This is a genomic window from Actinomadura sp. 6K520 (assembly GCF_004349245.1).
GTDB lineage: Bacteria > Actinomycetota > Actinomycetes > Streptosporangiales > Streptosporangiaceae > Spirillospora.
In genome coordinates this window covers 1-25,243 of record NZ_SMLC01000060.1, presented here as the reverse complement: position 1 = coordinate 25,243, position 25,243 = coordinate 1, and the positions used below count along the sequence as shown (strand labels likewise).

Sequence of the window (25,243 nt, the reverse complement as noted above, 5' to 3'; positions counted from 1 at the left end):
ACCCGCTCCTCGGGGAGATGTCGCACCGGCGGTGCCGGGCCCGGGGCCGCCTGCCGACTACGGGAGCAGGTGGGGCCGGATGCGCTCCAGGGCCTTCTCCGGGCCGCCCTCGGCGGCGAGCGCGGCCATGAGCAGCAGCCGGGCCCTGGGGGCGGACAGGGAGCCGGCGAAGACCGCCCCGGCCCTGGCCAGGTCGGCGCCGCCGCCGGCTCCGTACACCGGTGTCGCCGGGCCTTCCGCGCAGCGGGAGGCGACCAGCACCGCGATGCCCTCCCGGAGGCACGCGCCGATCTCGCGGAGCACGCCCGGCGTGGGGTTGCCCGTGCCGAGCGCCTGGAGGACCAGGCCGCGGGCGCCCGCGGCCCGGCAGGCGGCGATCTGCACCCCGTCGGCGTCCAGGTACACCGGGACGACGTCCACCCGGGCCTCCAGTTCGCCCAGCTCGTCGATCCGGAACCCGTCCGTCCGGGTGGGCGGGGAGCCCACCTCGACCCGGCCGTCCCGGACGCGGGCGACCGGCCCGTGCCCCGGTGAGGCGAACGCCTCCGGCCGGAGCGTGTGGGCCTTCGTCGCGTACCTGGCGGCGTGGACCTGCCCGGCCATCGTGATGAGGGCGCCCATGCCGCGGGCCTGCGGAGCGGCCGCGACGGCGACCGCGTCGGCGAGGTTGCGGGGGCCGTCGGCGTCCGGCGCGCCGGCGTGCCGCTGGGCTCCGGTGAACACCACCGTGCACGGCGGCGGGAGGACGAGGTCGACCAGGTAGGCCGTCTCCTCCATCGTGTCGGTGCCGTGGGTCACCACGACGCCGTCCACGCCGGGGTCCCTCAGTTCCGCCAGGATCCGCCGGGCGAGGCGCAGCACCTCGGCCCGGGTGAGGTTGAAGCTGTGCGTGAGCATCATCTCGTGGACCCGGACGGCCGCGCCGGGGACGGCCAGCTCCGGGCCGCGGACCGCCACCCGGACGGCACCGTCCGGAGCGGGCCGCGAGGCGATGGTGCCCCCCGTGGTCACGATGCTGACGCCCATCAGGAGACCGGCTCCATCGGGCCCGGCGCGGCGGCGGCCCGGCGGCGCGCCCGGACGGACAGCGCGTAGTACAGCCCACCCGCGACCAGGCCGCCCGACAGCCAGGAGAAGTCGGTGTCGCCGAGCGCCCGCGCGATCGGCCCCTGCAACGCGGGCACCGTGCCGAACTGCCAGGCCCATCCCGCCAGCAGCCCGAGGGCCAGGCTGACCAGCGCCCTGCGGTTCACACCGCCGGGCAGGTAGAGGGTGCGCACGTCGATCCGGCCGCGCCGCAGGACGAAGAAGTCCACCAGGACGATGGCGCCCCACGGGCTGATCCAGACCAGGATGGACACCATCCAGTGGTCGAACGCCTGGGCGAAGCTGTCGGCCTGCACGAAGACCGCCAGCACCGCCGACGCCACCGCCCCGGCCACCAGGGTCAGTTTCCACCGGGCGATCCGGATGCCGACCGACAGCGCGGCGAGCGAGCACGAGTACAGGTTCAGGATGTTGGTCGCGACCGGTCCGTGCATGATGAGCAGCAGCACCGGGACGGCCATGATCCCGAACGATCCGGTCACCAGGCTGGAGGGGTCACTGCCGCTGCCCGCGCTGGCCAGGCAGGCGCCCAGCGCGGCGAGCCACACGGTCGGGACGTACATGCCGAGCGCGGTGGACCAGAACACCGACCGGTCCGGGGCGTCCGTGCGCACGAAGCGGCTGTAGTCGGCCGAGTAGGGCACCCAGCTGATCCCCCAGCCGATGCCGATGGCGGTGAGCAGCTGCGTGACGGCGGTGAACTTGTCGCCGGCGGTGGACGCGGTGGCGGCCGTCCAGTTCGGCTCGGCCTGGCTCAGCGCCAGCACGGTCATGGCCAGCATCACCAGCACGGTGGCGGGCACGGTGTACTTCTCGAAAGTGCGGATGGCGTAGAACCCGTACAGGGCCAGGGCCAGCTGGGCCGCCATGATGAGCGCGGCCACCACGTACCGCAGTCCCGTGCCGCCGTGCACCCCCATCTGCCCGAGGATCTCGATCACCAGGTCGAGCACCACCCAGGTGTTGACCCCGACCCAGCCCATGGTGAGCAGGCCCTGGACCAGGCCGGGGACGACGGCGCCGCGCCGCCCGAACGGCCCCCGCCCGAGGACCATCTGGTTGACGCCGGTGCGGTGGCCGATGACGTTGAACAGCCCGAAGACCGTGCAGCCCAGCAGATTGCCGAGCGCGATGACCAGCAGGGTCTCCACCAGGCTCAGCCCGAGCGTGATGCCCAGCGCGCCGAGCACCCAGTTGATCGGCGCGATGTTGGCCCCGCACCAGATCCAGAACTGCTGCCAGGGAGTCGAGTCGCGGGAGGCCGCCGGGATGGGGTCGATGCCGTGCTCGTCGAAGGGGACCGGCTCGGATTGGCTCGCGGGTGCGGTATCGCTGATGGACATGGTTCCTCCGTGCGTGACGTACAGCACACAAAAGCACCCACACCACCCGGGCCAGAAGTAGAGGTTTCTCTAGCATCAGGCCGACTACCTGGATAGATTCACAGAGTGGTCACGCTGAGGTCCCTGCTGGAGGACGACTCCCTGGAGCTGCGGGTCCTCGTTCCCGGCCCGGCGGGAGCGCTGGAGGAGCCGGTCGCCTGGGTCCACAACACCGAGCTGCCCGACCCCTCGGGCTACGTGCGCCGGGGCGAGCTGGTGCTGACCAACGGCCTGTGGCACGACCGGACCGCGGCCTCCGCGTTCGTCTCCAACGTCCGGCGCGCACGGGTGGCGGGCATCGTGTTCGGCCTGCGTCCGGAGCGTCGCACCACACCGGACGAGCTGGTCGCCGCCTGCCGGGACGCGGGCGTGCCGCTGCTGGAGATCTCGACGGCGGTGCCGTTCACCGCGATCTCCGAGGCGGTCGCCGCCCGGTACGCCGAGGAGCGGCAGGGCGCGCTGGTCCGGATGGTGCGCCGCGGGGACGCGCTGGCCACGGCGATCTCCCGGGGCGCGGGGACCTCCGGAGTGCTGCGGGTGCTGCGCCGCGACCACGACCTGCCGCTCGCCGTCGTCGACCGGATGGGACGCCTGCTCGGCTCGGCCGGGGTGGAACTGGACGCCGGGCAGCGCCAGACGGTGGCGACCAGTCTCACCCGCCGCCCGCCGCCGCTGGAACTGGACCTGGGCACCGCGGGCCGGGCGGCGCTCTACCTGGTCGGCGCGGTCGGGGACGTGGACGCGGCGCTGATCTGCCTGCGTCCGGTGCGCGAGCTGACCCGCCACGAGCAGGACGCGCTGGACCAGGCGGCCCGCTTCCTCAGCCTGGAGGTGGCGAAGCGGCAGGCCGTGCAGGCGATCGAGCTGCGGTTCGCCAGCGAGCTGCTGGAGATGGTGCTGTCGGGCGGCAGCCGCGCCGCCGAGATCCCGGGCCGGCTGCGCGCGTTCGGCGTGGACCCCGAGGGGCCGCTCGCGGTGTGGACGACGGCGTTCGCCGGCCCGGAGGCCGCCCTGCCCGGACTCGCGGAGGCGGTCGGCGAGTTCTTCGTCTCCGCCGGCGTCCCGGTGGTGGTGGCCGCCGGATCGCAGGACGTGGTGTCCGTCCTGTCGTGGCGGCACGGCGAACGGGAGTCGGTGTCGCTCGCCGAGCGGCTCGCCGCCGTCGTGGCGGAGCGGTTCCCCGGCCACCGGCCCGTCGTCGGGCTCGGCGGGACCGTCCAGGGCCCGGCGGGGCTGCGCGAGGCGCTCGTCCGGTCACGCGAGGTCTGCCGGGCCCTGCGGCACGGCCGCAACGGGACCGCCGTGGGGACCTTCGCCGAACTCGGCACCCACCGGCTGCTGCTCGGCATGCACGACACCGCCACCCTGCGGACCCTGGCCGACGGCGTGCTCGCCCCGATCCGCGAGCACGACGGCAGGCGCGGCGGCGAGCTGGAGGCCACGCTGCGCGCGTTCCTGGACCACGACGGCCACTGGCAGGCCACGGCCGCCGCCCTCCAGGTCCACGTCAACACGCTGCGCAACCGGCTCACCAAGATCGCCGAGCTGACCGGCCGCGACACCGCCCGCACCGCCGACCGCGTCGACCTCTTCCTGGCCCTGCGGGCGGCCGACATGGCCTGAGCGCCCCCGGCCGCCCGGACCGGGGGCGGATCTCAGTCCGGGTAGACGTCCGGGGCCACCCGGGGCGGGCGGTGCGGGCGCGACCCGACCTCCGGGTCGGCGGCCGCCGCCTCCGCCACCTCCCGGCAGCGGGCGAACCGCACGTCGCCGCACTCCCGCGCGTACTCGATGAACCGCCGCAGGGCCAGCGCCCGGCCCGGGCGCCCGGACAGGAACGGGTGCGCGCACAGGTTGAACAGGCACCGGTACGTCCGCATGCCGTCCAGTTCCGCGCACCACATCTCCAGCACCTTGCGCGGCGACTCGATGACCGACCCGACGTCCGGTTCGGGGAGGAAGGCGTACTGCTCCCAGTCGTCCAGCGACCAGTGCACCGGCAGCTCGACGACCTCGCCGGCCGCGGTGCCCACCCGGTACGGCCGGTCATCGCCCATCAGGGACGAGTCGTAGCGCAGCCCGTGCTCGCCGACCAGCTCCAGCGTCAGCCAGGACGCCTCCCACATCGCCGCCCGGTACCCGGCGATCTCGATCCCCTGCCGGGCGAACACCTCCAGGCCGCGCAGGAAGTCCGCGCGCTCCTCCTCCGGGCTCATCGACGTGGGCGGCCGGTGCGCGTAGGTGTGGTACGCCACCTCGTGGCCGCGGTCGGCGATGGAGGCGGCCAGGCCGGGCCGCTGCTCGGCCACCCAGCCCGGCACGAAGAACGTCGCCGGAACCTCCGTCTCGTCCAGCAGGCCCAGCAGGCGGGGCAGCCCGACGTCCGGTCCGTAGGCCTGGTGCGACATGGTGCTCGCGTGCGCGGCGAACCGGCCGCCCTGGGCGAGGATCGGCGTCTCGGCGTCCACGTCGAAGGTCAGCGTCACCACGGCGGCCGCCCCGCCGTGCCAGTCTCCGCTCACGTTCCGCCCCCGTCTCCCTCCGCCCCGGCCGTTCAGGCCGCCGCGCCGGCCGCGAGCCGCCAGCGCCGGACGTTGTCCAGCGTCGCCATCGGCGACAGCATCGCATGGTCGAACGGCTCCGCGGCCCGCCCCTCGGCGAGGCGGCGCGGCAGGTCGGGGTTGACCAGGGCGCCCCTGCCCACGGAGACCAGGTCGGCATGCCCGTCCGCCAGGACCTGTGCCGACAGGTCCCGGTCGTGCATCCCGCCGTTGGCGATCACCGGCAGGCCGCTCACCCGGCGGGCCAGGCCGGTGATGGTGACCCCGCCGTCCAGCCGCGCCGTCTCGATCCAGTCGCGTCCCTCGCTGGCGATGTGCAGGTACGTCGCACCCGCCTCGGCCAGCGCGGTGAAGATCACCTCCGCGTCCCGCGCGCCGCCGGGCCAGCGGTACCGGAAGTCGTTGACCTTGGTCTGCGACAGCCGGACCCCGACGCACCAGTCCGGCCCCACCTCGGCGCGGATCGCCGCGACGACCTCCGCCGTCAGGCGCACCCGGTCGGCGACCGGCCCGCCGTAGGAGTCCTCGCGCAGGTTGGTGTAGTCGGTGAGGAACTGGTCCAGCAGGTAGCCGTTGGCCGCGTGGACCTCCACCCCCTGGAACCCGGCGCGCCTGGCGTTCGCCGCCGACGCCGCGAAACCGTCGATCGCCTCCGCCATGTCGGCCCGGCTCATCTCCCTGGGCGCCGTCCAGGGCCCGTGCCCGCCGTACTCGGGCATCTTGACACCGCGCGGCACGACCGCCGAAGGGCCCGCGGTGTCGTCGCGGTAGGGGTTGCCCTGCGACAACGCGCCCGCGTGCATCAACTGGGCCACGATGGTCCCCGCCGCCTCGCCCACCGCGGCGGTGACCTCGCGCCAGGCCGCCACGTGGCGCTCCGACACGAGACCCGGCTGGTTGAGGTAGCCCTGGCTGTGCGCGGCGTCGGTGTAGACCCCCTCGGTGATGACCAGGCCGAAGCCGCCGCGTGCGAACTCGGCGTAGTACTCGGCCATCTCGGGCGTCGCCGTACCGTCCGGTGCCGCCGACACCCGCGTCATCGGCGCCACCGCCAGCCGGTTGGCCGTCCGCAGCTCCCCGACGAGGCCGGGCTCCAGCGCGGGATGCGATCCGGTAGCGGTCATCTTTCCGTCTCCCTCACTCTTCGATACATCGTCCGAACCGGCCCGGACGGGCCCGGCCCGCTTCACAGGACGTCGATCGCCAGCGGCGTCAGCGTGTCGCCGTTGATGCCGGCCATGTCCTGGGGGCACGCCGACAGCACGACCACGCAGTCCATGGCCGCCTCGAAGGTGATCGCGTCCCCCGCCCGGCTCTCGGCCGCCAGCCAGCGCAGCCGCCCCGACTCCGTCACCGGGATCCGCATGAACACGTTGACGGGCTGCGGGGTGCCGGCCACGGCCAGGCCCAGCTCCGCCAGCGCGGACTCCAGGTTCCGTGCGCACGAGGGGTGCCCCGGCACGCCCAGCGCCTCGTACCGTGCGGGATCACAGGCCGCGATCAGCATGTCGTGCGACCCCGGTGAGGTGTCGTCCACCAGATGCAGGATCGGCCGCCGCCGGTCGGTGACGAACGACTCCCCCACCAGCGGGAACAGCCGGCTCGTCACACTCCGGGTATGCGCGGCGCTGAGGTGCTCGCGCGGATCGTCCGCGGCGAAGGCGAACAGGTCGCCGACCTGCCCGCCCGCCAGGTCCACCACCCGCACCCGGCGCCCGGCGCCCACCCGGACCGCCCGCCCTTCTCTCGCGGGCACCACTGTCCGTCCTGTCGTCACCATGCCGACAGCACACCATCGACCCGGCCGCCCGGACGATGGACCTTCCTCCAGTCGAGAGCGGCAGCGATGGATATTCATCCACCGTCGATACGCGCCGCCCGCAATCCGCGCTTCGGGCCGGTCGCGGACCGGCACGTGAGTTAGCCTTGGCCAACGTGGCACTGTACGCGGCGTACGCCTCCAACATGGATCCCGAGCAGATGGCGAGCCGGGCTCCGCACTCGCCCATGCGCGGCACCGGCTGGCTGGCCGGATGGCGGCTGACCTTCGGAGGGCAGGACAAGCACTGGGACGGGGCGCTCGCGACGGTCGTCGAGGACGGTTCCGAGCAGGTCTTCGTCGTCATGTACGACGTGCCGGCCTGGGACGAGAAGGAACTGGACGCGTGGGAGGGCGCGGCGCTCGACGTCTACCGCAAGATCAGGGTGCGGGTGCAGACCCTCGACGGGGACGTGCTGTGCTGGCTGTACGTCCTGGACGACTACGAGGGCGGCCTTCCGTCCGCGCGCTACCTCGGCATCCTCGCGGACGCGGCGGAGAAGGCCGGGGCGCCCGACGACTACGTCAAGGACCTGCGCACGCGTCCCTGCAAGTCCCTCGGCGACTGAGCCGGACGCCGGCCGCGGTGACCGGCCGCGGTGACCGGCCGGGCCGATCGAGGCCGGGGGGAAGCGCCTGTAGTGTCGGCCTTGTGAGCAACGACGCTTTTGCACTGGCGGGCGGCGCCGCGGACGAGCTGCGCGCCCGCACGTCCCTCGACTCCTTCGACGTCGCCCTCGTGATGGGCTCGGGCTGGGTCCCGGCGGCCGACGCGCTCGGCGACCCCGCCGCCGAGTTCGCGGTGACGGAGCTGCCGGGCTTCGCGCCGCCCGCCGTCGAGGGCCACGCCGGACGGGTCCGGGTCGTGGAGGTCGGCGGGCACCGCGCCCTCGTGTTCCTCGGCCGGACGCACCTGTACGAGGGGCACGGCGTCGACGCGGTGGTGCACCCCGTCCGGACGGCACTGGCCGCCGGGGTGAAGACGGTCGTGCTGACGAACGCGGCGGGCACGCTGCGGCCCGAGCGCCAGCGGGTGGGCGACCCGGTGCTGATCGCCGACCACCTGAACCTGACGGGCGCGAACCCGCTGACCGGCGCGACGTTCCTCGACCTGACCGAGGCGTACTCGGCGCGGCTGCGCGTCCTGGCCCGGGAGGTCGACCCCACGCTCGCGGAGGGCGTGTACGCCGCGTTCCGCGGCCCGACCTACGAGACGCCCGCCGAGATCCGGATGCTGCGGACGCTGGGCGCCGACCTGATCGGGATGTCGACCGTCCTGGAGACGGTCGCCGCGCGGCGGGGCGGCGCGGAGGTCCTCGGGATCTCCCTGGTCACCAACATCGCGGCCGGGCTCTCGGACGAGCCGCTGGACCACGAGGAGGTCCTCGCGGCCGGGCGGGCGTCCGCCGGGCGCATGGGCACCCTCCTCGCGACCGTCCTGGCCAAGCTCTGAACGGCGGGCCGCGGGGCAGGACGACGATATGAGCGATCTTCGCGCGCAGGCCGCGGAGTGGCTGGCGCAGGACCCCGACCCGGACACCCGCGCCGAGCTCCGGGCGATCCTGGACGCGGGCGACGACCGGGCCCTCGCGGACCGGTTCGGCGCGCGGCTGGAGTTCGGGACGGCCGGGCTGCGCGGCGAGCTGGGCGCCGGGCCGAACCGGATGAACCGGGTGACGGTCATGCGCGCCGCCGCCGGGCTCGCCGCCCGCCTCCCCCGCGGCGGCCGGGTGATCGTCGGGTTCGACGCGCGGCACGGCTCGCGGCGGTTCGCGGCCGACACGGCCGCCGTGCTCGGCGGGGCGGGCCTGCGGCCCGAGGTGTTCGCCGGCCCGGTCCCGACGCCCGTGCTGGCCCACTTCGTCCGGGCGCACGACGACATCGTCGCGGGCGTCATGGTGACGGCCAGCCACAACCCGCCCCGCGACAACGGCTACAAGGTGTACTGGGCGGACGGGGCGCAGATCGTCCCGCCGCTCGACACCGAGATCTCCGCCGCGATCGACGCCGTCGGCCGCGTGGACGAACTGCCGCTCGCCGAGGACTGGCCCGTCCACGACGACGCCGCCCGCTACCTCGACGCCGTGTCGTCGCTGCGTCTCGGCGGCCCCGCCCGCGACTCCGGCGGGGACCTTTCGATCGTCTACACGCCATTGCACGGGGTGGGCCGGGACGTCCTGCTCCAGGCGTTCGACCGGGCCGGGTTCCCCGCGCCGGCCGTCGTGCCGGAGCAGGCCGAGCCGGACCCGGACTTCCCCACCGTCGCCTTCCCGAACCCGGAGGAGCCCGGCGCGCTCGATCTGGCCCTCGCGCTCGCCGGCGCCCGCGGCGCGGACCTGGTGATCGCCAACGACCCCGACGCGGACCGCTGCGCGGTCGCCGTCCCGGCCGACGGCGGCTGGCGGACGCTGACCGGGGACGAGCTCGGGGGCCTGCTCGCCGAGCACGTCCTGCGGCACACGACCGGCGACGACCGCCTGGTCGTCACCACGATCGTGTCGTCGTCGCTGCTGCGCTCGATCGCGGCGGCGCACGGCGTGCGGTTCGCCGAGTCCCTCACCGGCTTCAAGTGGATCATGAAGGCGGGGGCGCCGGGCACCCGGCTGGTGTTCGGCTACGAGGAGGCCATCGGCTACAGCGTCGGCGACGACCGCGGCGTGCTCGTCAACGACAAGGACGGCATCGGCGCGGCGCTCGCCGTGGCCGCGCTGGCCGCGCAGGCCCGCCGCGACGGCCGCACCCTGCTCGACCTCCTGGACGACCAGGCCCGCGAGCACGGCCTGCACGCCACGTCCCAGCTGTCGATCCGCGTTGTCGACCTTGCGTTGATCAGGTCCGCGATGAGCCGCCTGCGCACCGCCCCGCCCGCCCGGCTCGGCGGACGGCCAGTCGAGCGGTTCGACGACCTCTCCCACGGCGTGGACGGCCTGCCCCCTACGGACGGGCTCAGGTTCCGCCTGGCCGGAGGGTCACGGGTCGTCATCCGCCCCTCGGGGACGGAGCCGAAACTCAAGTGCTACCTGGAGGTCGTCCTACCCGTCGAGGACGACATCACGAAGGTCCGCGCGCGCGCCGCCGCCGAGTTGGACGCGCTCCGCACGGACCTTTCCGCGCTTCTCAGTTGACGACCCCCACGATGGCGAGCACGACCAGCGCCACCAGCGGGACCGCCAGCGACCCCACGGCCGGGACCGACCACGTCACCGCGCCCAGCACCGACTCCCTGGCCTTCCCGGCCTCCGCCTTGGCGGCGGCGGCCTTGTCCGGCGCCCCGGACCTCGTCTTCGGACGCTGCCGCTGGAGGATCTCGTTCAGCCGCTGCGCCGCGTACGCCGCCGGTGTCCGCCCCGTCAGGTCGAGGCCCGGGGTCTTGCGCCGCTCCTTGCGGGCCCGCGCCTCGGCCTTGGCCTGGGCACGCGGCGACGTCTGGTGCACCCAGGCCCGCGCCTCCAGTTCCGCCCCGTCCTGGCCGGTGAAGCGGATCTTCACCGCGTTCGTGCCCTCGATCCCGCGGACCGCGGCCCACGGGACCCGGATGTCGCGCAGCGGGTTGCGGACCACGACCTCCTCGTCGTCCGCGCGGATCGCCGGCCGCAGCCCGACCACGTAGGCGAGCCCGCAGCCCAGGAGCAGCAGCACCCCGACGGTCAGCGCCGTCAGCGAGTAGGTCGGCTCGCCGGTCAGGCCGAACACCAGGTCGGCGATGTTCAGCACGGCGAACGTCAGCCACGCGTACGCCGCCACGCGCCCGGCGGTCGAGCGAATCGTCATGGCCCGATCATGCCAGGGGCCGGGCGCCGCTCCACTTGAGCTGCGCGAAACCGGGCTTGATCACGCCGTTGATGAACTCCAGCCGCTCGTTGAACGGCACGAACGCGGACTTCATCGCGTTCACCGTGAACCACTGGAGGTCGTCCCACCCGTACCCGAACGCGTCGACGAGCTTGGCGAACTCCCGCGACAGCGTCGTCCCGCTCATCAGGCGGTTGTCGGTGTTCACCGTGACGCGGAAGCTCAGCCGGCGCAGCAGCCCGATCGGGTGCTCCGCGATCGACTTCGCCGCGCCCGTCTGGATGTTGGAGGTGGGGCACATCTCCAGCGGGATCCGCTTGTCGCGGACGTAGCCGGCGAGCCGTCCGAGGCTGGGGTCCTCCCCGTCCGCCTCGATGTCGTCGATGATCCGCACGCCGTGCCCGAGCCGGTCGGCCCCGCACCACTGGATCGCCTGCCAGATCGACGGGAGGCCGAAGCCCTCGCCCGCGTGGATGGTGAAGTGCGCGTTCTCCCGCTGGAGGTACTCGAACGCGTCCAGGTGCCGGGTGGGCGGGTATCCGGCCTCGGCCCCGGCGATGTCGAACCCCACGACGCCCGCGTCCCGGTACCGGACGGCCAGCTCCGCGATCTCCATGCTCCGCGCCTGGTGCCGCATCGCCGTCACCAGCGTCCCGACCCGGATGCCGAAGTCCTCCCGGCCCCGCGCGAACCCGTCGAGGACGGCCTCGACGACCTGCTCCAGCGACAGCCCCGCCGTGAGGTGCTGCTCGGGCGCGTACCGGACCTCCGCGTAGACGATCCCGTCGTTCGCGAGGTCCTCGGCGCACTCGTACGCCACCCGCGTGAGCGCCTCGGCGGACTGCATCACTCCCACGGTGTGGGAGAACGTCTCCAGGTACCGTTCCAGCGACCCCGAGTTGGCCGCGGCCTCGAACCATTCGCGCAGGGCGTCCGCGTCCGTGGCCGGCAGGTCCCCGTACCCGGACTCCCGCGCCAGGTCCACGATGGTCCCGGGACGGACCCCGCCGTCCAGGTGGTCGTGCAGCAGCACCTTGGGCGCGCGCCGGATGTCGTCAAGAGTGGGCCGATCGTTCATCTCTCGAAGCTACCCGGCCGGACGGGGTGCGACCTCGTCAATTCCCGCCAAGACGGCCGTGTCGCCCCCGCCGCCGGGCTCGGACGCCGGGTCAGGGCTTGCGCGCCACGCCGACGAACACGTCCGTCTCGGGAAGGTCCCCGTCGACCGGTGCCAGGGGCGGCCGCCACCGGGTCACCGACACCACGCCGGGGTCGACCAAGTGCAGGCCGTCGAACAGGGCGGCGATCCGCTCCGGGGTGTACAGGTGGATGGGCGGGTTGCCGAACGCCTCGTTGTAGGCGGCCGCGGCCCGGTCCATGTTCTCCGGCTTGACGACGTTGGTGTTGACGGAGATCGCGAGATGGCTGCCCGCGGCGACGCCGCCCATGATCCGGTCGATCAGGGCCTTGGCCTCCGCGTCGTCGCCGATGTGGTTGATCACGCCGAGCATCATTACGCCCACGGGCTCGCCGAAGTCGAGCGTCCCGGCCGCGGCGGCGAAGATCTTGTCGGGGTCGTGCATGTCCGCGTCGATGTAGTCGGTCGCGCCCTCGGCACTGCTGGTCAGCAGGGCGCGGGCGTGCGCGAGCACGATCGGGTCGTTGTCGACGTACACGATCCGGCACTCCGGCGCGGCGCGCTGCGCCACCTCATGCGTGTTGTCGGCCGTCGGGAGACCGGTGCCGATGTCGAGGAACTGCCGGATGCCGCATTCGCGCACCATGTATTCGACGGCACGGCCAAGAAACGCCCGATTCTGGCGCATTTGGTGAACAAAGTCGGGTTCAGCCTCGATGACCTGCTGGCCGATCATGCGGTCGATCTCGTAGTGGTCCTTCCCGCCGAGCCAGAAGTTGTAAATGCGGGCGGAGTGCGGCACATCAGTGCGGATGGCGTCCCCGGGCAGGCCGTCGGAACGGCTCTCATCTGCGGTCATAACGGGAGCGTACGCCGGATAGGCCCGAATTGTGGAATGGGCGGGCGGTGCGGCGGAAACGCGGGAGCCGCCCGGGGCGGGTGTCCCGGGCGGCTCCTCCGAACGGACGGGGACGGGCGGTCAGCGGCTCAGGCGCTGGTAGCGGCGGACGGCCAGCGGCAGGAAGACCGCCGTGATGACGACCGGCCAGACCACCGCCATCAGCAGGGCGTTCTGCTCGATCCAGGTGTCGCCGACCGCGGCCGGGTTGCCGAACAGCTCGCGGGCCGCGGTGACCGTGGAGGAGACCGGGTTCCACATCGCCAGCGTGCCCAGCCAGCCGGGCATGAGGGACGGCGCCACGAACGCGCTGGAGATCATCGCGAACGGGAACGCGACCGCGAACAGGCTCCCGGCCGCCTCCTCGTTCGGCACCAGGAGGCCGAGGAGCACCCCGATCCAGATCAGCGCGAAGCGGAGCAGGAGGAACAGCCCGAAGGCGGCGAGGGTGGCGAGCGGCCCGCCGGTGGAGCGCCAGCCGATCGCCAGCGCGGTAAGCGCCAGGACGACGAGGTCGAGGCACGCGGCGATGAGGTCGCCGACGCCCCGTCCCGTGACGACGGCCGACGGCGCCATCGGCATCGACCGGAACCTGTCGGTGACGCCCCTGCTGCTCTCGTAAACGACGACGTACGCGGTGTTCATGAAGCCCATCGCCATCGTCATGCCGAACATGCCCGGCATCAGGAACTCGCGGTAGTCGCCCCCGCCGGGTACCGACATGGCGCTGCCGAACACGTACCCGAACAGCAGCACCGACACGATCGGGAAGCCGAGCTGCCAGGCGATGTTGCTCGGCTGCCGGACGTAGTGGGTCAGGCCGCGCAGGACGATCGTCCAGCAGTCCGCGACGGCCCAGTAGAGGCGCCCGGCGAGCCCGTCCTCGCCGGCCGCCGCGCCCTTCGCGGTGACTCCGCTCTGGGCGGTGACGCTGCTTTCGGCGCTCACGCTTCCACCTTCTCCTTGTCGTCCTCGGCGGGGTGTCCGGTGAGGCGCAGGAACACCTCGTCCAGCGTGGGGCGGCGGAGCCCGATGTCCTCGACGGCGACGCCGTCGTCCTGGAGCGTGCGGGCGACCTCGGTCAGCGCGGCGACGCGTTCGGTGACGGGGGCGTGCACCCGCGCGGCCGTCTCGTCCACCTGCGGCTCGGCGGACGAGACGCGGGCCACCGCGGCGGCCGTGGCGGGCAGGTCGGCGGGGTCGCGCACGACCACCTCGATGCGGTCGCCGCCGATCAGCCGCTTCAGCGACCCGGGCGTGCCGTCGGCGATGACCCGGCCGTGGTCGAGGACGGCGATGCGGTCGGCGAGCTGGTCGGCCTCGTCCAGGTACTGCGTCGTCAGCAGGACGGTCGTGCCCTGCGCGACGAGCGACCGGACGGACCGCCACACCTCGTTCCGGCCGCGGGGGTCGAGCCCGGTGGTCGGCTCGTCCAGGAACAGGACGTCCGGCGCAAGGATCATGCTGGCGGCGAGGTCGAGCCGCCGGCGCATCCCGCCGCTGTACTGCTTCACCCCCTTGTCGGCGGCGTCCACCAGGTCGAACCGCTCCAGCAGCTCGTCGGCGCGCTCCGCGGCCCGCCGCTTGCCGAGGTGGAAGAGCCGGCCGAACATGCGCAGGTTCTGCCGGCCGGTGAGGACCTCGTCCACCGCGGCGTGCTGCCCAGCAAGCCCGATCCGGCGGCGCACCTGCCGGGGGCGTGCGGCGACGTCCAGCCCGGTGACCTCGGCCCGCCCGCCGTCCAGCCGGACCAGCGTGGCCAGGATGCGCACGGCGGTGGTCTTGCCGGCCCCGTTCGGGCCGAGCAGGCCGTAGACCATGCCTTTCGGCACGGTCAGGTCGAAGCCGTCGAGCGCCCGTTTCTCCCCGTAGTGCTTGCGGACCCCCTCGGCGAGGATCGCGTTCTCCGGCATGCCGTCTCCTTTCGCGTACACCATACGCAAGTTAGCGTACGGCATACACTAAAGGGCCGCGATAACTTTGTCGAAGGCACCGCCCGGTGCCGCGCACGGACCCGGCAGGACGGACGATGACCAAGGAGCCCGACGGCCGCGATCTGAACCTGAGCCTGAAGCTGCTGTGGGGTGACCGGACCCGGCCGCAGCGGGGCCGGCCGCCGACGCTCAGCCTCGACCGGATCGTCGCGGCGGCCGTCGAGGTCGCCGACGAGCTCTCCCTCACCGAGGGGCTCGAAGCGCTGTCCATGCGCTCCATCGCGACCCATCTGGGCGTCGGGACGATGTCGCTCTACCGCTACGTCCCCGGCAAGAGCGAGCTGCTGGACCTCATGCTCGACCACGTCATCGAGGTCCCCGAGACCGATCCCGACGACGGCCGCGGCTGGCGCGAGATCCTGACGGACGGAGCACAACACCACTGGCGGATGTGCATGGACCACCCCTGGTACCCGTTCGTGGACCAGAGCCGCCCGCTCCTCGGCCCGAACAGCATGCGCGGCCTCGACCGGCTGTTCCGCCTGCTGCGCCCCACCGGCCTCGACGACCGGACGCTGATGATGATGATCGGCGTCCAGAGCGACTACGTGGACGGCGTCGCGCGCAGCTACATCAACGAGCGCCGGGCCGAGCGCCGCACCGGCGTCAGCAGCGAGGAATTCTGGCAGGCCCAGGCCCCGACCCTCACCGACGCCATGAACAGCGGCGACTTCCCCACCATGGCCGACATGTCCGAGAGCACCTTCGACTTCACCTACGAGCAGCTCTTCGAGTTCGGCCTGCACCGCCTCCACGACGGCTTCGCCGCCTTCATCGACCGCGGAACCCGCCCCGCCTGAGATCCGCGACAACAGCCGATGCCCGGCCGCGATCCGGGAGTAGAGGATTGGCTCGACGGCCTGGACGCGAACGTCCGCAGGCAGGTCAAGTGGGGGCGGCTGGACTGACGGCCGGCCGCACCGCACATGCGCTCCCGGCGACTCTCACCGGCCGGTGAGTCAGGCGCTGTGTTCGGCGAGGCGGCGGAGCAGGTCCACGAGTTGCTCGCGTTCGGCGCTGGTGAACGGGCCGAAAATGCTCTCGCCCACCTGTTCGGCGGCGTCCCGCGCCTCCGCGAGGGTCTGCGCGCCCCGGAGTGTCGGCACGATCGCGTAGGCGCGCCGGTCGTGCGGCACGCGCTCGCGGGAGACCAGGCCGCCGGCCTCCATCTCGTCGATGAGCCGGACCATCGTGGACTTGTCGATGCCGATGTGCCCGATCAGGTCGCGCTGGCTCACCGGGCCGTACATCGGCAGCGCGACCAGGACCGCGAACTTCCGGACGTCGATGCCCAGCGGGCGCAGCGCCTCGTTCAGCCGCTCCCGGCTCTGGTTGTGGGCCTTGGCCAGGAGCATGCCCAGCCCCACCTGACCGGCGGCGGGACCCCCCTCCCCGGAGAGGAGCCGTTCGAGCATGTTCTCCAGCATGGGCCCACTCTAGTACCATCTGATACAGTCTCATCTGAGATTATCTCGCGTGGGCGGCACCTTCGCGATCGAACGGGAGACGTTCATGTCCGAGCCCACCCGCCGGCACACCCTCAAGCTGGCCGCCGCGACCGGGATGGCGGCCGCCGCCGCGACCGTGCCGCTCCCGGGGCGCGACGCCGCCGCGAGCCCGCGCCACCCCTCCTACGGACGGATCGACACCCACCACCACGCCGTCCCGCCCAAGATGCGGCAGTGGGCGGTGGAGCAGGGCATCATCCCGCCCGGCGACGTCCCCCGCTGGGCCCAGTGGACCCTGGAGGAGACCCTCGCGACCATGGAGGCCAACGGCATCGCCATGGGCGTGGCCTCCGCCCCCGTACCGCCCGAGATATTCGCGGACCGCGAGGTCGCCGAGTCGGGTGTCCGCGTGTGCAACGAGTCCCTGGCCGAGCTGGTGCGCGACAACCCGACGCGGTTCGGCTTCTTCGCCAACGTCGCCATGCTCCACCCGGACCTGGCGCTTGAGCAGGTCGCGTACGCGCTGGACGAGTTGGGCGCCGCCGGAGTGCTGCTCACCACGTCGGCCGGCGGGCGCTACCTCGGCGACCGGGCGTTCGACCCGCTGCTGGCCGAGCTCGACCGCCGCGGCGCCGTCGTGTTCACCCACCCCTTCTCGCCCGAGGGGATCGTCGAGGTCCCCGGGGTCGGCGACTGGCTCGGCGACTTCCTGCTCGACACCACCCGCACCGCGCTGAGCCTCATCGCCGCCGGGACCTTGGACCGCTACCGGAAACTGTCGGTCATCCTGTCCCACGGGGGCGGGTTCCTGCCCTACATGGCCGGCCGCGGCGAACGCTGGGGCAGGGAGGACGACGGCCCCGACCCGCAGAAGTTCCGGCGGGCGCTGCGCCGCTTCCACTACGACACGGCGCTGCCGATGTCCCCGTACGCCACCCCGACCCTGATCGGCGCGGTCGGCGCCGACCGCGTCCTGTTCGGCACCGACTGGCCCGCCAACTCCGCCCGCGAGGTGGCCATCAACACCGCGGACGTGGACCGCGACCCCAACCTCGACCGCCGCGCACACCGGGCCATCTCCTGCGACAACGCCCTACGCCTGCTCCCCGGCCTCGCGAAACACCGCCGATGACACGCGGCCGGCCGCTCAGGTTCCCTTGAAGGCTTGGACGGCGCGGTCGGCGGACGGGCTGAGGAGCGGGCGCCAGGTGGCGAACAGGGCGGTCAGTGCTTCGCCGTGCGCAGCCCGCAGGGCGGGGGACGCGGCCAGGACGTCCAGTTCGTTGGCCACGGTGAGTTCGGCGAAGTCGCGGCGCAGCCCCGGCGGCGGGCGGAGGACGGCGCCGGTGAAGCGGTCGGTGAACGGCCCGTCGGCCGATGTCAGGTGCGGATACGTCCGGGAGCGGTCGCAAATGGCGTACAGGTAGACCAGTTCCTCGGCCTCCGCCCCGATGACGTCGATCAGCTCCCCGCGCCGGTTCGGGTCGCCCAGGGCCGCGGCGAAGCCGTCGGTTCCGTAGAACGCGTGGCACAGGCCCGCCAGGCGGAGCTCAGGACGCGCTCCCCACTCGCCGAGCGTCGCGTGCACGCGCCGCAGGTGCGCGTAGAGCGTGCCACCTGGATGCTCCAGTCGATCCGCTCCCCGTGCGAGCAGAAGACCGGCCGCGGAATCGGTCGGCATGCGCGCCCCTCCCACTGGTCGGCACCCGTCCGCCTCCCCGATCGTCGCCCGCCGTATGTCCCGGGTCACCGGCGGGCGGCGCCGGGTGCCGCGGACGGGTTGCCGCCGCACACGGAACCAGCTGGTCCGTCCGCTCAGCCTGGCGCCCGGAATACCTTCCAGTCAATTCTTGGATTTGCTTATGTAGCTCCAAGCGTTAACTTGGGTCGGTGACGCTCGACGACCTCCGGGTCTTCATCGCCGTGTGCGAGACCCGGAACCTCAGCGCGGTCTCCCGGACGCTCTCCTGCAGCCAGTCGGCGGTCAGCCAGCACGTCAGGCGGCTCGAACGCGAACTGGGGCTCACGCTGATCGAGCGGCAGCCCCGCGGGGTCTCGCCGACGGACGCGGGCCGCATCCTGTACCAGGCGGCGCTCGGGGGCATCACCGCACTCGACTCCGCCGTCCGCCGCCTGCGCGAACTCCGCGACGGGGACGGCGGGACCGTGAAGATCACCACGGGTGGCGTGACGGTCCGGCACTTCATGCCGGACGCCATCACCGCGTTCCGCGACCGCCATCCCGAAGCGACGCTGGACTTCCAGTCCGCCCACTCCACCCGCCGCTGCCTGGAGCTGCTGCAGAACGGGCAGGCGGACCTGGCCTGGATCACGCTGGGGGAGCCGGCTCCCGGCGTCCAGCAGCGGCCGGTCGTCGACCTGCCGTGGGTGCTGGCGGTCAACGCCGGTGATCCGCTTGCCGCCAGGGAGACCATCGATCCGAGCGATCTGCGTTCGATCCGCTACATCGCGCATCCGGCCAATTCGGCCTCGCACCGGCGTCTCGCGGAGAACTTCGTGCGGCTCGGATGCACGCCCGCGCGAACGGTCGGGGTGGCCGACTGGGACACCGCGGTCCTGCTCGCCGAACTCGGCATCGGCCACGCCGTGCTGCCCGCACTGCCCAGGCTCCCGCTTTCCCCGGCCGGCCCCGTGCGGACGGTGCCCATTCCGGCGCTGTCCCCCATCACGGTCGGCTGGGCGGCCCGCCAATGGGACGCCCTCAGCCCGCTCGCCACCGAGTTCGCCGAACTCGTCACCGCCGACCAGGCCCGGCTCAGCGCGGATCAGAACTGGACGATCCGATAGCCCCCCGCAACGGTCGGCCACCCCGAAGGCGGGACGGCGGGCCGCCGTCCCGCGCGTCGGACCTACGCCTTCACGTACTCGCCGATGCCGCCGGCGAAGTCGAGGACGACGCACGGCTCGTCGCCGACGACCCAGGCGTCATGGCCGGGCTCGACCACGAACACGTCTCCGGGGTCGACCTCGGATTCGGCGCCGTCCCGCATGCGGATGTGCAGGCGGCCTTCGAGGACGTACCCGTGGTGGTGGACCTCGCAGAGCTCGGTGCCCGCGATGTCCTTGACCGACTCCGTCCAACGCCAGCCGGGCTCGAACGTCGCCTTCCCGAAGACCAGGCCCGTCAGGTTGACGACCTCAAGGTGCCCCCTCGGGAAGTCCATCCGATCGTCCGGCTTGTCGATGCTCTTGATTTCCGTCATGTTCGGCCTCCCGTTCACCATCGTGTCCGCGCCGCCGGTGCGGCCGCTTCCACTGGACAAATGTGCTTTCGGGTCTCGCCGCCGGACATCATGAGCCCTTGCATCGCCGGGCAGTACGCCCTATTTCCAGTCGAACACCGGCCCCGCCCGCCGGTCAATGCCACCGCCACGCGCGGACGTCCCCCTTGTTTCCCGCCTTCCGGCAAGAGCGATCTCCGTCGGCGCCGCCGCGGAAACGCACGGCAAAGCGACGGGGCGGACAGGGACGGTCCAGTCAGTCGGTGAGGGCGACCCGGCCCTCGTTGGCCAGGACGGACACGAGCCGCTCGGCCTCCGCGATGGTGACCTCCCGGGCGCTGTCCTCGTCGAGGGGGATCTCGAAGGTCAGGACGGGACCGGGGCCCCATGCCGCTATCAGGCCCCCGCGCGACCGGAGCTTGAAGTTGATGTAGTTGCCCGTGTAGGGCGCCATGGTGAGCAGGACGTCGCGCGCGTGCGGGAACGACGCCGGGATCCACGCGTTCTGCACCCCGCCGCGCGGCATGTCGCAGTACGAGATCTCCATCGGCTGACCGGACGGCGCCGGCTCCGCCCCGGGCCAGTCGGCCAGGACGCCGAAGCGGCGGCGGCGCCAGGTGAGCGGCACCTCGATCCGCTTGCCCGGATCGCCCTCCCAGCCGACCTCCAGGCCGTGGCGGCGCAGCGCGTCCGCCACCTCCCGGCCGATCCCGGCCTGGGCATCGGCCGGCTGCTCGCCATTGCCGAACACGCCGTAGGAGAGCGTCAGGCCGCCACCGGAGACGGCGGCCTCCATGTCCTGGCGGTGGGCGAAGACGTAGCCGCGCCGGTCCTCGCCTTTCGGAACCTCCGCACCGAGTTCCGAGATGCCGCAGTTCTGGCAGCAGGTGTGGTCGAGACGGGCGACGATCCCGGCCATGTCCAGCTCGCGGAACGCGCGGTGCAGGCGATCGGTGTCGAGCTCGTCCGGCCAGCTCTCCTGCTCGCCGAGGTGGGCGGCGAACGCCTCCTCGACGATCGGGCGGACGGTTTCCTCGGCCGGGTCGTCCAGCACGTCCGCGCACTGGCGGACGACGGTGGCGAAGTCGTGGTACCCGAGCCCGGTCAGGAACCGGGCACGGTCTCGCAGCGGGCCCTCGAAGGAGTTGTCGATCATGGCCGCCGAGTATCGCAAAGCCCGCCGACATCGACCGCCCGATCCCCGAAGCCGACCGCGTCCCATGCGGATCACGGCTGCCGGAACCGCGGGAACGTGCGCGGGGTCATATCGGGTGGCATGACCGGACCGCAGGAGAGGGGCCCCGGTGACCGGCTCACCTACGAGCGCCGACAGCCGCATACGAAGACCGGGTGTGTTCAAGGCGGCCGTTTTCCTACTCGGCCTGTCGGCCCTTGCCTACGGCGTCGTCGAATTCACGAGCGAAGGCCAAGCGGGCCCATTGGCAGATAGCAGGGCACCCGTAACCGCGCTCATGTTCGCGGCGGCCGTGATCTGGGTCTTCTTCCGTGGACGCCACGCCAGGAAGGCCATACCGTGGATGGCCCTCGTGATGGCCATTCCCCAACCGGCCTGGGTACACGGCACCGTGGGCTGGATCTCGTATCTCGTCGCGCTCGTCACCTCGTTCTCCGGCGCGCTATTGCTGTACCGGCCGGGGAGCAGCGCATACCTCGCCGCGAGGGAGTGGCAGATCGCCGCCGCGCAGGTCCGGCGGTTGTTCGAGGAGCGAGGGAGGGACGGCGAACGCCTGCACACCGTCTCCGGCATCGCCGCCATTCTCGGCATGAGCGACGCAGCGGTCTACCAGCACCTCACCCTCGACCAGCAGCGACAGGCAGGCCGTCCGCCGGACGACCCGTGACCGCATCCGGGGAGGGTCCGCAGAACGGCGGGTGCGGTTTCCCGCAGGAGGGTGGGCGGTCGTCCCCATGGGCGCGACGGGTCCGGCTCCGTAGGTTCCATCCATGATCAGAATCTCTCGATGGACGGCGTTCGCGGTGTCGGGTGCGGCAGCGGCGGCCATTGCGGTGTCCACGGCCGTCCATGCGGCTCCCGGCGCGGAGACCGCGCAGGCCCGGTCGAGCCTCTCGTCCGAGGACGGCTTCCAGAAGACGCTGGACGACCTGGTGGAAGCCGAGGCGGCCACGGCCGTCCTGCTCCGCGTGCGGACGGCCGGGGGCGGTGAGTGGTCCGGCGCGGCGGGCGTGTCCGACGTCCGGACGGTACGGCCCGCCGATCCCGCCGGGTACTTCCGGATCGGCAGCGTCACCAAGACGTTCGCGGCGACCGTCCTCCTGCAACTCGTCGACGAGAGACGGCTGCGGCTCGACGACCCCGTGGCCGAGCACCTGCCCGGCGTCGTCCCGGACGGCGATCGCATCACGGTGCGGCAGATCCTCCAGCACACCAGCCTGCTGCGCGACTACATGAGCGACCCGGGATGGTCCACCAACCGCTGGCGCGGGGCGGAGCGGTTCCGCAGCTACAAGCCCGACCAGCTTCTGGCGCAGGCGTTCCGGACCCCCGCCCAGAATCCCCCGAACGTCACCTGGAAGTACTCCAACACCAACTACGTGGTCGTGGGGCGGTTGATCGAGCGGCTGACCGGGCGGCCGTACGGAAAGGAGGTGGAACGGCGCGTCCTGCGCCCACTCCGGCTGACCCAGACGATCGTCCCCGGCAACCGGCCCGGACTCCCCCGCCCGCACGCGCACGGCTACGCGCTGCTGCCGGACGGGCGCACCGTGGACGCCACCCGCATGAACCCGTCCCTCGACTGGGCGGCGGGCGAGATGATCTCCACCACCCGGGATCTCGGCCGGTTCCTGGACGGGCTGCTCGGGGGCCGACTCCTGTCCCCCGCGATGCTCAAGGCGATGCGCACCACGCACCCCACCGATGCCGGGTTCTCCTACGGTCTGGGGCTCCAGCAGTACCCACTGCCCTGCGGGAAAAGCATGACCGGGCACAGCGGCCAACTCATCGGCTACACGACCTACGCGCTCCGCTCCGACGACGGCCGCCAGATGACCCTGTCGATCAACCTCGGCCCCAAGCCACCCTCAACCGAAGCCCTCTACGCCCTAGCAACCAAGGTCTTCTGCTGAAACTCACCGTGGGCGGCCGCCAGGCCGCCCACGACTACCGCTCCAGGTCGTACTCGGACGCCTTCGCACGGGCGGCGAACACCCGCCAAGCCGCAGCCCCGAACGCCAGACGCGGCCCGTCCGGGTCCTTGGAGTCACGCACGGCCACCGCAGGAGCAACGCCCGCGACTTCGACGCACTGACCACCCTGACCGCTGCTGTGACTGCTCTTCCGCCACCGGACGGACGACACTTCCGGGCTGCTCACGTGTAGTCCTCCATGACCCGATTGATCATCTTGAGGGACTCACTCACGGGGAGCGATTCTCCCATCACCAGGTCAAAGCGTACTCTGAACTCGCTGATCATGGTCCCGTCCTCGACAATCTGGCTGATTTCGGGGCCCTCGTGATAGGCGACGTCCACACCGCCCGGGAGGCTCAGCACCGTGAATGAGCCGTCCAGGCCAGCATATGTTATCGACGAGAAGGGGAGTATTCGTATTTCCACTCGGGGATTGGATGTGGCGATTTCAATCAGGCTTGCCAGTTGATCCCTCATCACGACCGGACCGCCCACCGGACGCCAGAGCGCCGACTCATCCAGGACGAACCACATCCGTGGAGCGTCATGGCGTGAGATGATCTCTTGCCGTCCCATGCGGGCCGAGACGCGCTCTTCAAGCGCGTCGACTGGAAGGCCATAGCTCATCACGGCATGGGCATATGCGGGCGTCTGGAGGAGGCCAGGTATTACCTGGGCCTCAAAGAAGCGCATTGCTTGGGCTACTGCCTCGAATTCTGCATATCTGGAGAAACCAGGAGGGGCAGCGAGGTGCTTGCCTTCACGCTTGATCTCGCGCCACATCGTCCAGAACATTCGCTTGGGCGTCTTGAAGCACACATCGAGGTCATCGGCCGTGGCCTCAGACGGCGGCTTCTGAGCGGTTTCCAGCTTTTCGATCCACCCTGGTCGGCAACCGAGTGCGTCTGCGAGCTGCGGGCGCGACAAGCCTGCTTCCTCGCGGAAGGCTCGGAGAACAATGCCGAAGGTCCGAAGGAGCGGATCCCGGGTGTAGCCGCCTTGGGCAGTCGTCATGGGGGGTGTCCCTCGCGCTTTGGGGGGTCAAGTGAGGTGTGATGGGGTCCTAGCTCAGAGTAGTCACTCATGTGAGTGTCGTCACACGAAAGGGCAAGTGGAGACGGTCAGAGGGAACTCGATGAACACGCAGATGCAGGTGGATGAGCGGGAGCTGGGGCGGCTGCGGGCCGACTTCGGCGGGTGGCGGATCTGGCGGGCCGTCAAGCAGGACGGGCGGCTCGGTGAATGGGTCGCGAGCCTGCATGACCCGCGCGTGGGTGTCGAGCCGACGCTGATGTACCCCACGGCGCCGCTGCTGCGGGCCGCGCTGCTCCGGCAGGCCGAGAAGGCACAGGTCAGGAACCGGTGAATCGGCGGTGGCCCGGTCGCCACCGTCCTCGAAGCGCGGCGCGGCCGGTGGACGTCCCCCCGGGCCCACCGGCCGCGCCGTCCAACCAAAGGCGTGTGCACCTGGACGCGCTGCGGACCGCCATCGAGGCTCGGCGGGAACTGGCGTGCGGGATCGTCGAGCGGCGCGGCATGACCTGGGTGAGCGTCGTCGGGGTCGGCGGGGCGCGGCGCCTGGCCGAGGTCGGGTGCGACTACGTCCGGTCGGCGTGGTGGTTCACCTGGGACGACGGGCGGCCGATCGTCCCCGCGCGGGAGGTCCACCGGGCCGTTGACGTGCTCACGCGTGAACTGCGGACGCCGTGAGCGGTCAGGCCGGAGGCGTGTGACGGGCGGCGGTGTCGAGTACGGGCACCGCCGCCCTCAGCCGTCGTGTGCCGGTGCGGCTACCTCCATTCGAAGACCCTGGTCTCGGTCTTGCCACTGGCGTCCGCGTCGTATTCGAACACGGCGGCGATCTTGTTCAGGCGTTCGAACGTCCCGGACGCGCCCCGATAGACGATCGCGCCCCGGAACGAGGTCGCACCGTCGTTCAAGAGCCAAGGCCAAGAGCGACAGAGGGTCAGGAGATGGAGATCAAGCCGTTCCGGCCCCCTGGCAAGCGCGGCCTGCACTGACGTTCAGCGGCTCGGAAACGGCAGTAGTTCGGCGTGCCTGACGACGTAGTCGCCCTTGGTGACCGGGGCGAAGGCGGCGGGGCCCATGCAGGTGCCGGCCCTGCCCTCACCCCAGGCGCCCTCCTCGTCCTGGTCACCGTTGACGACCGACCAGGAGAAGCCCATCCGGTCATGCCGGCCGTCGTGGACGCTGAAGCCGAGCCGCTTGCCGATCTGGTCCTTGATCGGCTCATCGGCATGGGTGACGACCGCGGTGAGCGTGGCGTTTCCGGGGCTGGTCACGACGCAGTCGACCCTGGCCCGCGACCGCACGGTCCACCCCTCCGCCGGGGAGTGGTGGGAGATCTTCACGGTGCCCTCCGCGTCGGTCGGCAGCCCGTCGGGGGCGCCCGGCTTGGGCGACGAGTACGGGACGGCACGGGCATCGAAGGTAAAGGTGCGCACGTCCTGGTCAGGCCAGTAGGTAAGACGGATCTGCGCCGACCCTGACACGCGCGCCGACTTGGCCGCCGCCGCGGGGACGGGTTCCGCAACGGCGGGCGCGGCCGTGACGGCGATGGCGACCCCGGCAAGAACGGCGATCCTGGTGGTGCTGAGCATGGGGGGCTCCGTTCACTCGGCAACCGGACCCCGAACGGCCCGGCCCCCTCATGCTCCGACCGCCCACCAC

Annotated in this window: 29 protein-coding genes; 11 read left to right on the top strand and 18 right to left on the bottom strand. The window is 72.1% G+C overall.

The window, feature by feature from the left end:
• Positions 1-57: 57 nt before the first annotated feature.
• Together E1289_RS17835 and E1289_RS17830 are read right to left on the bottom strand one after the other, a co-directional pair.
• Positions 58-1,026 carry an asparaginase gene (locus E1289_RS17835; RefSeq protein ID WP_131981530.1) on the bottom strand — a complete coding sequence of 323 codons (969 nt, stop codon included), beginning with the start codon at positions 1,024-1,026 and terminating at the stop codon, positions 58-60.
• A complete protein-coding gene (locus E1289_RS17830) occupies positions 1,026-2,450 on the bottom strand; it encodes a cytosine permease (protein WP_131981528.1) in 1,425 nt (474 codons plus the stop codon). The genes E1289_RS17835 and E1289_RS17830 overlap by 1 nt, the downstream gene beginning before the upstream one ends.
• Positions 2,451-2,555: 105 nt before the next feature.
• Between E1289_RS17830 and E1289_RS17825 the strand changes: the two genes are divergently transcribed.
• Positions 2,556-4,112, top strand: a complete 1,557-nt coding sequence (locus tag E1289_RS17825; protein WP_131981526.1) for a PucR family transcriptional regulator — start codon at positions 2,556-2,558, stop codon at positions 4,110-4,112.
• A gap of 32 nt (positions 4,113-4,144) precedes the next feature.
• On the opposite strand, the gene E1289_RS17820 is transcribed toward E1289_RS17825, so the two are convergent.
• From E1289_RS17820 to E1289_RS17810, 3 genes are all read right to left on the bottom strand, one after another.
• Positions 4,145-5,011 (bottom strand): polysaccharide deacetylase, encoded by an 867-nt coding sequence (locus E1289_RS17820; RefSeq protein WP_131981524.1) that lies wholly within the window; start codon positions 5,009-5,011, stop codon positions 4,145-4,147.
• A gap of 32 nt (positions 5,012-5,043) precedes the next feature.
• Complete coding sequence (locus tag E1289_RS17815; protein WP_131981522.1) at positions 5,044-6,174, bottom strand: NADH:flavin oxidoreductase; 1,131 nt, start codon at positions 6,172-6,174, stop codon at positions 5,044-5,046.
• Positions 6,175-6,236: 62 nt separating this feature from the next.
• Positions 6,237-6,806 carry an urea carboxylase-associated family protein gene (locus E1289_RS17810; protein ID WP_207929020.1) on the bottom strand — a complete coding sequence of 190 codons (570 nt, stop codon included), beginning with the start codon at positions 6,804-6,806 and terminating at the stop codon, positions 6,237-6,239.
• A 179-nt stretch (positions 6,807-6,985) separates the two neighbouring features.
• On the opposite strand from E1289_RS17810, the gene E1289_RS17805 reads away from it, so the two are divergent.
• The 3 genes from E1289_RS17805 to E1289_RS17795 all read left to right on the top strand — a co-directional run bounded on the left by E1289_RS17805 (position 6,986) and on the right by E1289_RS17795 (position 9,994).
• Entirely contained in the window at positions 6,986-7,438 is a 453-nt protein-coding gene (locus tag E1289_RS17805) for a gamma-glutamylcyclotransferase (protein WP_131981518.1), read from the top strand.
• 83 nt (positions 7,439-7,521) lie between these two features.
• Complete coding sequence (locus E1289_RS17800; protein WP_131981516.1) at positions 7,522-8,322, top strand: purine-nucleoside phosphorylase; 801 nt, start codon at positions 7,522-7,524, stop codon at positions 8,320-8,322.
• Positions 8,323-8,350: 28 nt separating this feature from the next.
• Positions 8,351-9,994 carry a phospho-sugar mutase gene (locus tag E1289_RS17795; protein ID WP_131981514.1) on the top strand — a complete coding sequence of 548 codons (1,644 nt, stop codon included), beginning with the start codon at positions 8,351-8,353 and terminating at the stop codon, positions 9,992-9,994.
• Here the strand turns inward: E1289_RS17795 and E1289_RS17790 are convergent.
• From E1289_RS17790 to E1289_RS17770, 5 genes are all read right to left on the bottom strand, one after another.
• Positions 9,987-10,640 carry a PH domain-containing protein gene (locus tag E1289_RS17790; protein ID WP_131981512.1) on the bottom strand — a complete coding sequence of 218 codons (654 nt, stop codon included), beginning with the start codon at positions 10,638-10,640 and terminating at the stop codon, positions 9,987-9,989. The two genes, E1289_RS17795 and E1289_RS17790, sit on opposite strands and share 8 nt — an antisense overlap.
• A gap of 7 nt (positions 10,641-10,647) precedes the next feature.
• Positions 10,648-11,739, bottom strand: a complete 1,092-nt coding sequence (locus E1289_RS17785) for an adenosine deaminase (protein ID WP_131981510.1) — start codon at positions 11,737-11,739, stop codon at positions 10,648-10,650.
• Positions 11,740-11,830: 91 nt separating this feature from the next.
• Positions 11,831-12,658 carry an SAM-dependent methyltransferase gene (locus tag E1289_RS17780; RefSeq protein WP_131981508.1) on the bottom strand — a complete coding sequence of 276 codons (828 nt, stop codon included), beginning with the start codon at positions 12,656-12,658 and terminating at the stop codon, positions 11,831-11,833.
• A 120-nt stretch (positions 12,659-12,778) separates the two neighbouring features.
• The gene (locus tag E1289_RS17775; protein ID WP_131981506.1) at positions 12,779-13,645 is read right to left on the bottom strand and encodes an ABC transporter permease; all 867 of its coding nucleotides are present in this window, start codon (positions 13,643-13,645) and stop codon (positions 12,779-12,781) included.
• Positions 13,642-14,610 (bottom strand): ATP-binding cassette domain-containing protein, encoded by a 969-nt coding sequence (locus E1289_RS17770; RefSeq protein ID WP_131981504.1) that lies wholly within the window; start codon positions 14,608-14,610, stop codon positions 13,642-13,644. Before E1289_RS17770 ends, E1289_RS17775 begins: the two co-directional genes overlap by 4 nt.
• A gap of 116 nt (positions 14,611-14,726) precedes the next feature.
• Between E1289_RS17770 and E1289_RS17765 the strand changes: the two genes are divergently transcribed.
• Entirely contained in the window at positions 14,727-15,491 is a 765-nt protein-coding gene (locus E1289_RS17765) for a TetR/AcrR family transcriptional regulator (RefSeq protein ID WP_131981502.1), read from the top strand.
• A 159-nt stretch (positions 15,492-15,650) separates the two neighbouring features.
• On the opposite strand, the gene E1289_RS17760 is transcribed toward E1289_RS17765, so the two are convergent.
• On the bottom strand, positions 15,651-16,118 hold the full coding sequence (locus E1289_RS17760) for a MarR family transcriptional regulator (RefSeq protein ID WP_131981500.1): 468 nt from the start codon (positions 16,116-16,118) through the stop codon (positions 15,651-15,653).
• A gap of 49 nt (positions 16,119-16,167) precedes the next feature.
• Here E1289_RS17760 and E1289_RS17755 point away from each other — a divergent pair, with 49 nt between their 5' ends.
• Entirely contained in the window at positions 16,168-17,271 is a 1,104-nt protein-coding gene (locus tag E1289_RS17755; RefSeq protein WP_131981498.1) for an amidohydrolase family protein, read from the top strand.
• A 15-nt stretch (positions 17,272-17,286) separates the two neighbouring features.
• On the opposite strand, the gene E1289_RS17750 is transcribed toward E1289_RS17755, so the two are convergent.
• The gene (locus E1289_RS17750; RefSeq protein ID WP_131981496.1) at positions 17,287-17,820 is read right to left on the bottom strand and encodes a DUF6817 domain-containing protein; all 534 of its coding nucleotides are present in this window, start codon (positions 17,818-17,820) and stop codon (positions 17,287-17,289) included.
• Positions 17,821-18,029: 209 nt separating this feature from the next.
• Here E1289_RS17750 and E1289_RS17745 point away from each other — a divergent pair, with 209 nt between their 5' ends.
• The gene (locus tag E1289_RS17745; protein ID WP_131981494.1) at positions 18,030-18,947 is read left to right on the top strand and encodes a LysR family transcriptional regulator; all 918 of its coding nucleotides are present in this window, start codon (positions 18,030-18,032) and stop codon (positions 18,945-18,947) included.
• Positions 18,948-19,009: 62 nt separating this feature from the next.
• Here E1289_RS17745 and E1289_RS17740 read toward each other — a convergent pair whose 3' ends face one another.
• Positions 19,010-19,363: a cupin domain-containing protein gene (locus E1289_RS17740; protein ID WP_131981492.1), complete on the bottom strand. Its 354-nt coding sequence runs from the start codon at positions 19,361-19,363 to the stop codon at positions 19,010-19,012.
• A 274-nt stretch (positions 19,364-19,637) separates the two neighbouring features.
• Positions 19,638-20,537: a hypothetical protein gene (locus E1289_RS17735; RefSeq protein ID WP_131981490.1), complete on the bottom strand. Its 900-nt coding sequence runs from the start codon at positions 20,535-20,537 to the stop codon at positions 19,638-19,640.
• A 196-nt stretch (positions 20,538-20,733) separates the two neighbouring features.
• Here E1289_RS17735 and E1289_RS17730 point away from each other — a divergent pair, with 196 nt between their 5' ends.
• Both E1289_RS17730 and E1289_RS17725 read left to right on the top strand, forming a co-directional pair.
• On the top strand, positions 20,734-21,243 hold the full coding sequence (locus tag E1289_RS17730) for a hypothetical protein (RefSeq protein ID WP_131981488.1): 510 nt from the start codon (positions 20,734-20,736) through the stop codon (positions 21,241-21,243).
• A 103-nt stretch (positions 21,244-21,346) separates the two neighbouring features.
• A complete protein-coding gene (locus E1289_RS17725; protein ID WP_131981486.1) occupies positions 21,347-22,489 on the top strand; it encodes a serine hydrolase domain-containing protein in 1,143 nt (380 codons plus the stop codon).
• A 34-nt stretch (positions 22,490-22,523) separates the two neighbouring features.
• Here E1289_RS17725 and E1289_RS17720 read toward each other — a convergent pair whose 3' ends face one another.
• Positions 22,524-22,721, bottom strand: a complete 198-nt coding sequence (locus E1289_RS17720) for a DUF397 domain-containing protein (RefSeq protein ID WP_347813584.1) — start codon at positions 22,719-22,721, stop codon at positions 22,524-22,526.
• A gap of 11 nt (positions 22,722-22,732) precedes the next feature.
• A complete protein-coding gene (locus E1289_RS17715; RefSeq protein ID WP_131981482.1) occupies positions 22,733-23,566 on the bottom strand; it encodes a helix-turn-helix transcriptional regulator in 834 nt (277 codons plus the stop codon).
• A 121-nt stretch (positions 23,567-23,687) separates the two neighbouring features.
• Between E1289_RS17715 and E1289_RS17710 the strand changes: the two genes are divergently transcribed.
• The gene (locus E1289_RS17710; protein ID WP_131981480.1) at positions 23,688-23,918 is read left to right on the top strand and encodes a hypothetical protein; all 231 of its coding nucleotides are present in this window, start codon (positions 23,688-23,690) and stop codon (positions 23,916-23,918) included.
• A gap of 95 nt (positions 23,919-24,013) precedes the next feature.
• Positions 24,014-24,262 (top strand): hypothetical protein, encoded by a 249-nt coding sequence (locus E1289_RS17705; protein ID WP_131981478.1) that lies wholly within the window; start codon positions 24,014-24,016, stop codon positions 24,260-24,262.
• Positions 24,263-24,342: 80 nt separating this feature from the next.
• On the opposite strand, the gene E1289_RS38260 is transcribed toward E1289_RS17705, so the two are convergent.
• Entirely contained in the window at positions 24,343-24,492 is a 150-nt protein-coding gene (locus tag E1289_RS38260) for a hypothetical protein (protein ID WP_165970525.1), read from the bottom strand.
• 84 nt (positions 24,493-24,576) lie between these two features.
• Positions 24,577-25,173 carry a hypothetical protein gene (locus E1289_RS17700; RefSeq protein ID WP_131981476.1) on the bottom strand — a complete coding sequence of 199 codons (597 nt, stop codon included), beginning with the start codon at positions 25,171-25,173 and terminating at the stop codon, positions 24,577-24,579.
• Positions 25,174-25,243 lie beyond the last annotated feature (70 nt).

Coding starts and splice junctions, on each gene's coding strand:
- E1289_RS17835 (WP_131981530.1), bottom strand. CDS start 1,026: ATGGGCGTCAGCATCGTGACCACGGGGGGCACCATCGCCTCGCGGCCC.
- E1289_RS17830 (WP_131981528.1), bottom strand. CDS start 2,450: ATGTCCATCAGCGATACCGCACCCGCGAGCCAATCCGAGCCGGTCCCC.
- E1289_RS17815 (WP_131981522.1), bottom strand. CDS start 6,174: ATGACCGCTACCGGATCGCATCCCGCGCTGGAGCCCGGCCTCGTCGGG.
- E1289_RS17795 (WP_131981514.1), top strand. CDS start 8,351: ATGAGCGATCTTCGCGCGCAGGCCGCGGAGTGGCTGGCGCAGGACCCC.
- E1289_RS17790 (WP_131981512.1), bottom strand. CDS start 10,640: ATGACGATTCGCTCGACCGCCGGGCGCGTGGCGGCGTACGCGTGGCTG.
- E1289_RS17785 (WP_131981510.1), bottom strand. CDS start 11,739: ATGAACGATCGGCCCACTCTTGACGACATCCGGCGCGCGCCCAAGGTG.
- E1289_RS17780 (WP_131981508.1), bottom strand. CDS start 12,658: ATGACCGCAGATGAGAGCCGTTCCGACGGCCTGCCCGGGGACGCCATC.
- E1289_RS17770 (WP_131981504.1), bottom strand. CDS start 14,610: ATGCCGGAGAACGCGATCCTCGCCGAGGGGGTCCGCAAGCACTACGGG.
- E1289_RS17765 (WP_131981502.1), top strand. CDS start 14,727: ATGACCAAGGAGCCCGACGGCCGCGATCTGAACCTGAGCCTGAAGCTG.
- E1289_RS17760 (WP_131981500.1), bottom strand. CDS start 16,118: ATGCTGGAGAACATGCTCGAACGGCTCCTCTCCGGGGAGGGGGGTCCC.
- E1289_RS17750 (WP_131981496.1), bottom strand. CDS start 17,820: ATGCCGACCGATTCCGCGGCCGGTCTTCTGCTCGCACGGGGAGCGGAT.
- E1289_RS17740 (WP_131981492.1), bottom strand. CDS start 19,363: ATGACGGAAATCAAGAGCATCGACAAGCCGGACGATCGGATGGACTTC.
- E1289_RS17735 (WP_131981490.1), bottom strand. CDS start 20,537: ATGATCGACAACTCCTTCGAGGGCCCGCTGCGAGACCGTGCCCGGTTC.
- E1289_RS17725 (WP_131981486.1), top strand. CDS start 21,347: ATGATCAGAATCTCTCGATGGACGGCGTTCGCGGTGTCGGGTGCGGCA.
- E1289_RS17715 (WP_131981482.1), bottom strand. CDS start 23,566: ATGACGACTGCCCAAGGCGGCTACACCCGGGATCCGCTCCTTCGGACC.
- E1289_RS17710 (WP_131981480.1), top strand. CDS start 23,688: ATGAACACGCAGATGCAGGTGGATGAGCGGGAGCTGGGGCGGCTGCGG.
- E1289_RS17700 (WP_131981476.1), bottom strand. CDS start 25,173: ATGCTCAGCACCACCAGGATCGCCGTTCTTGCCGGGGTCGCCATCGCC.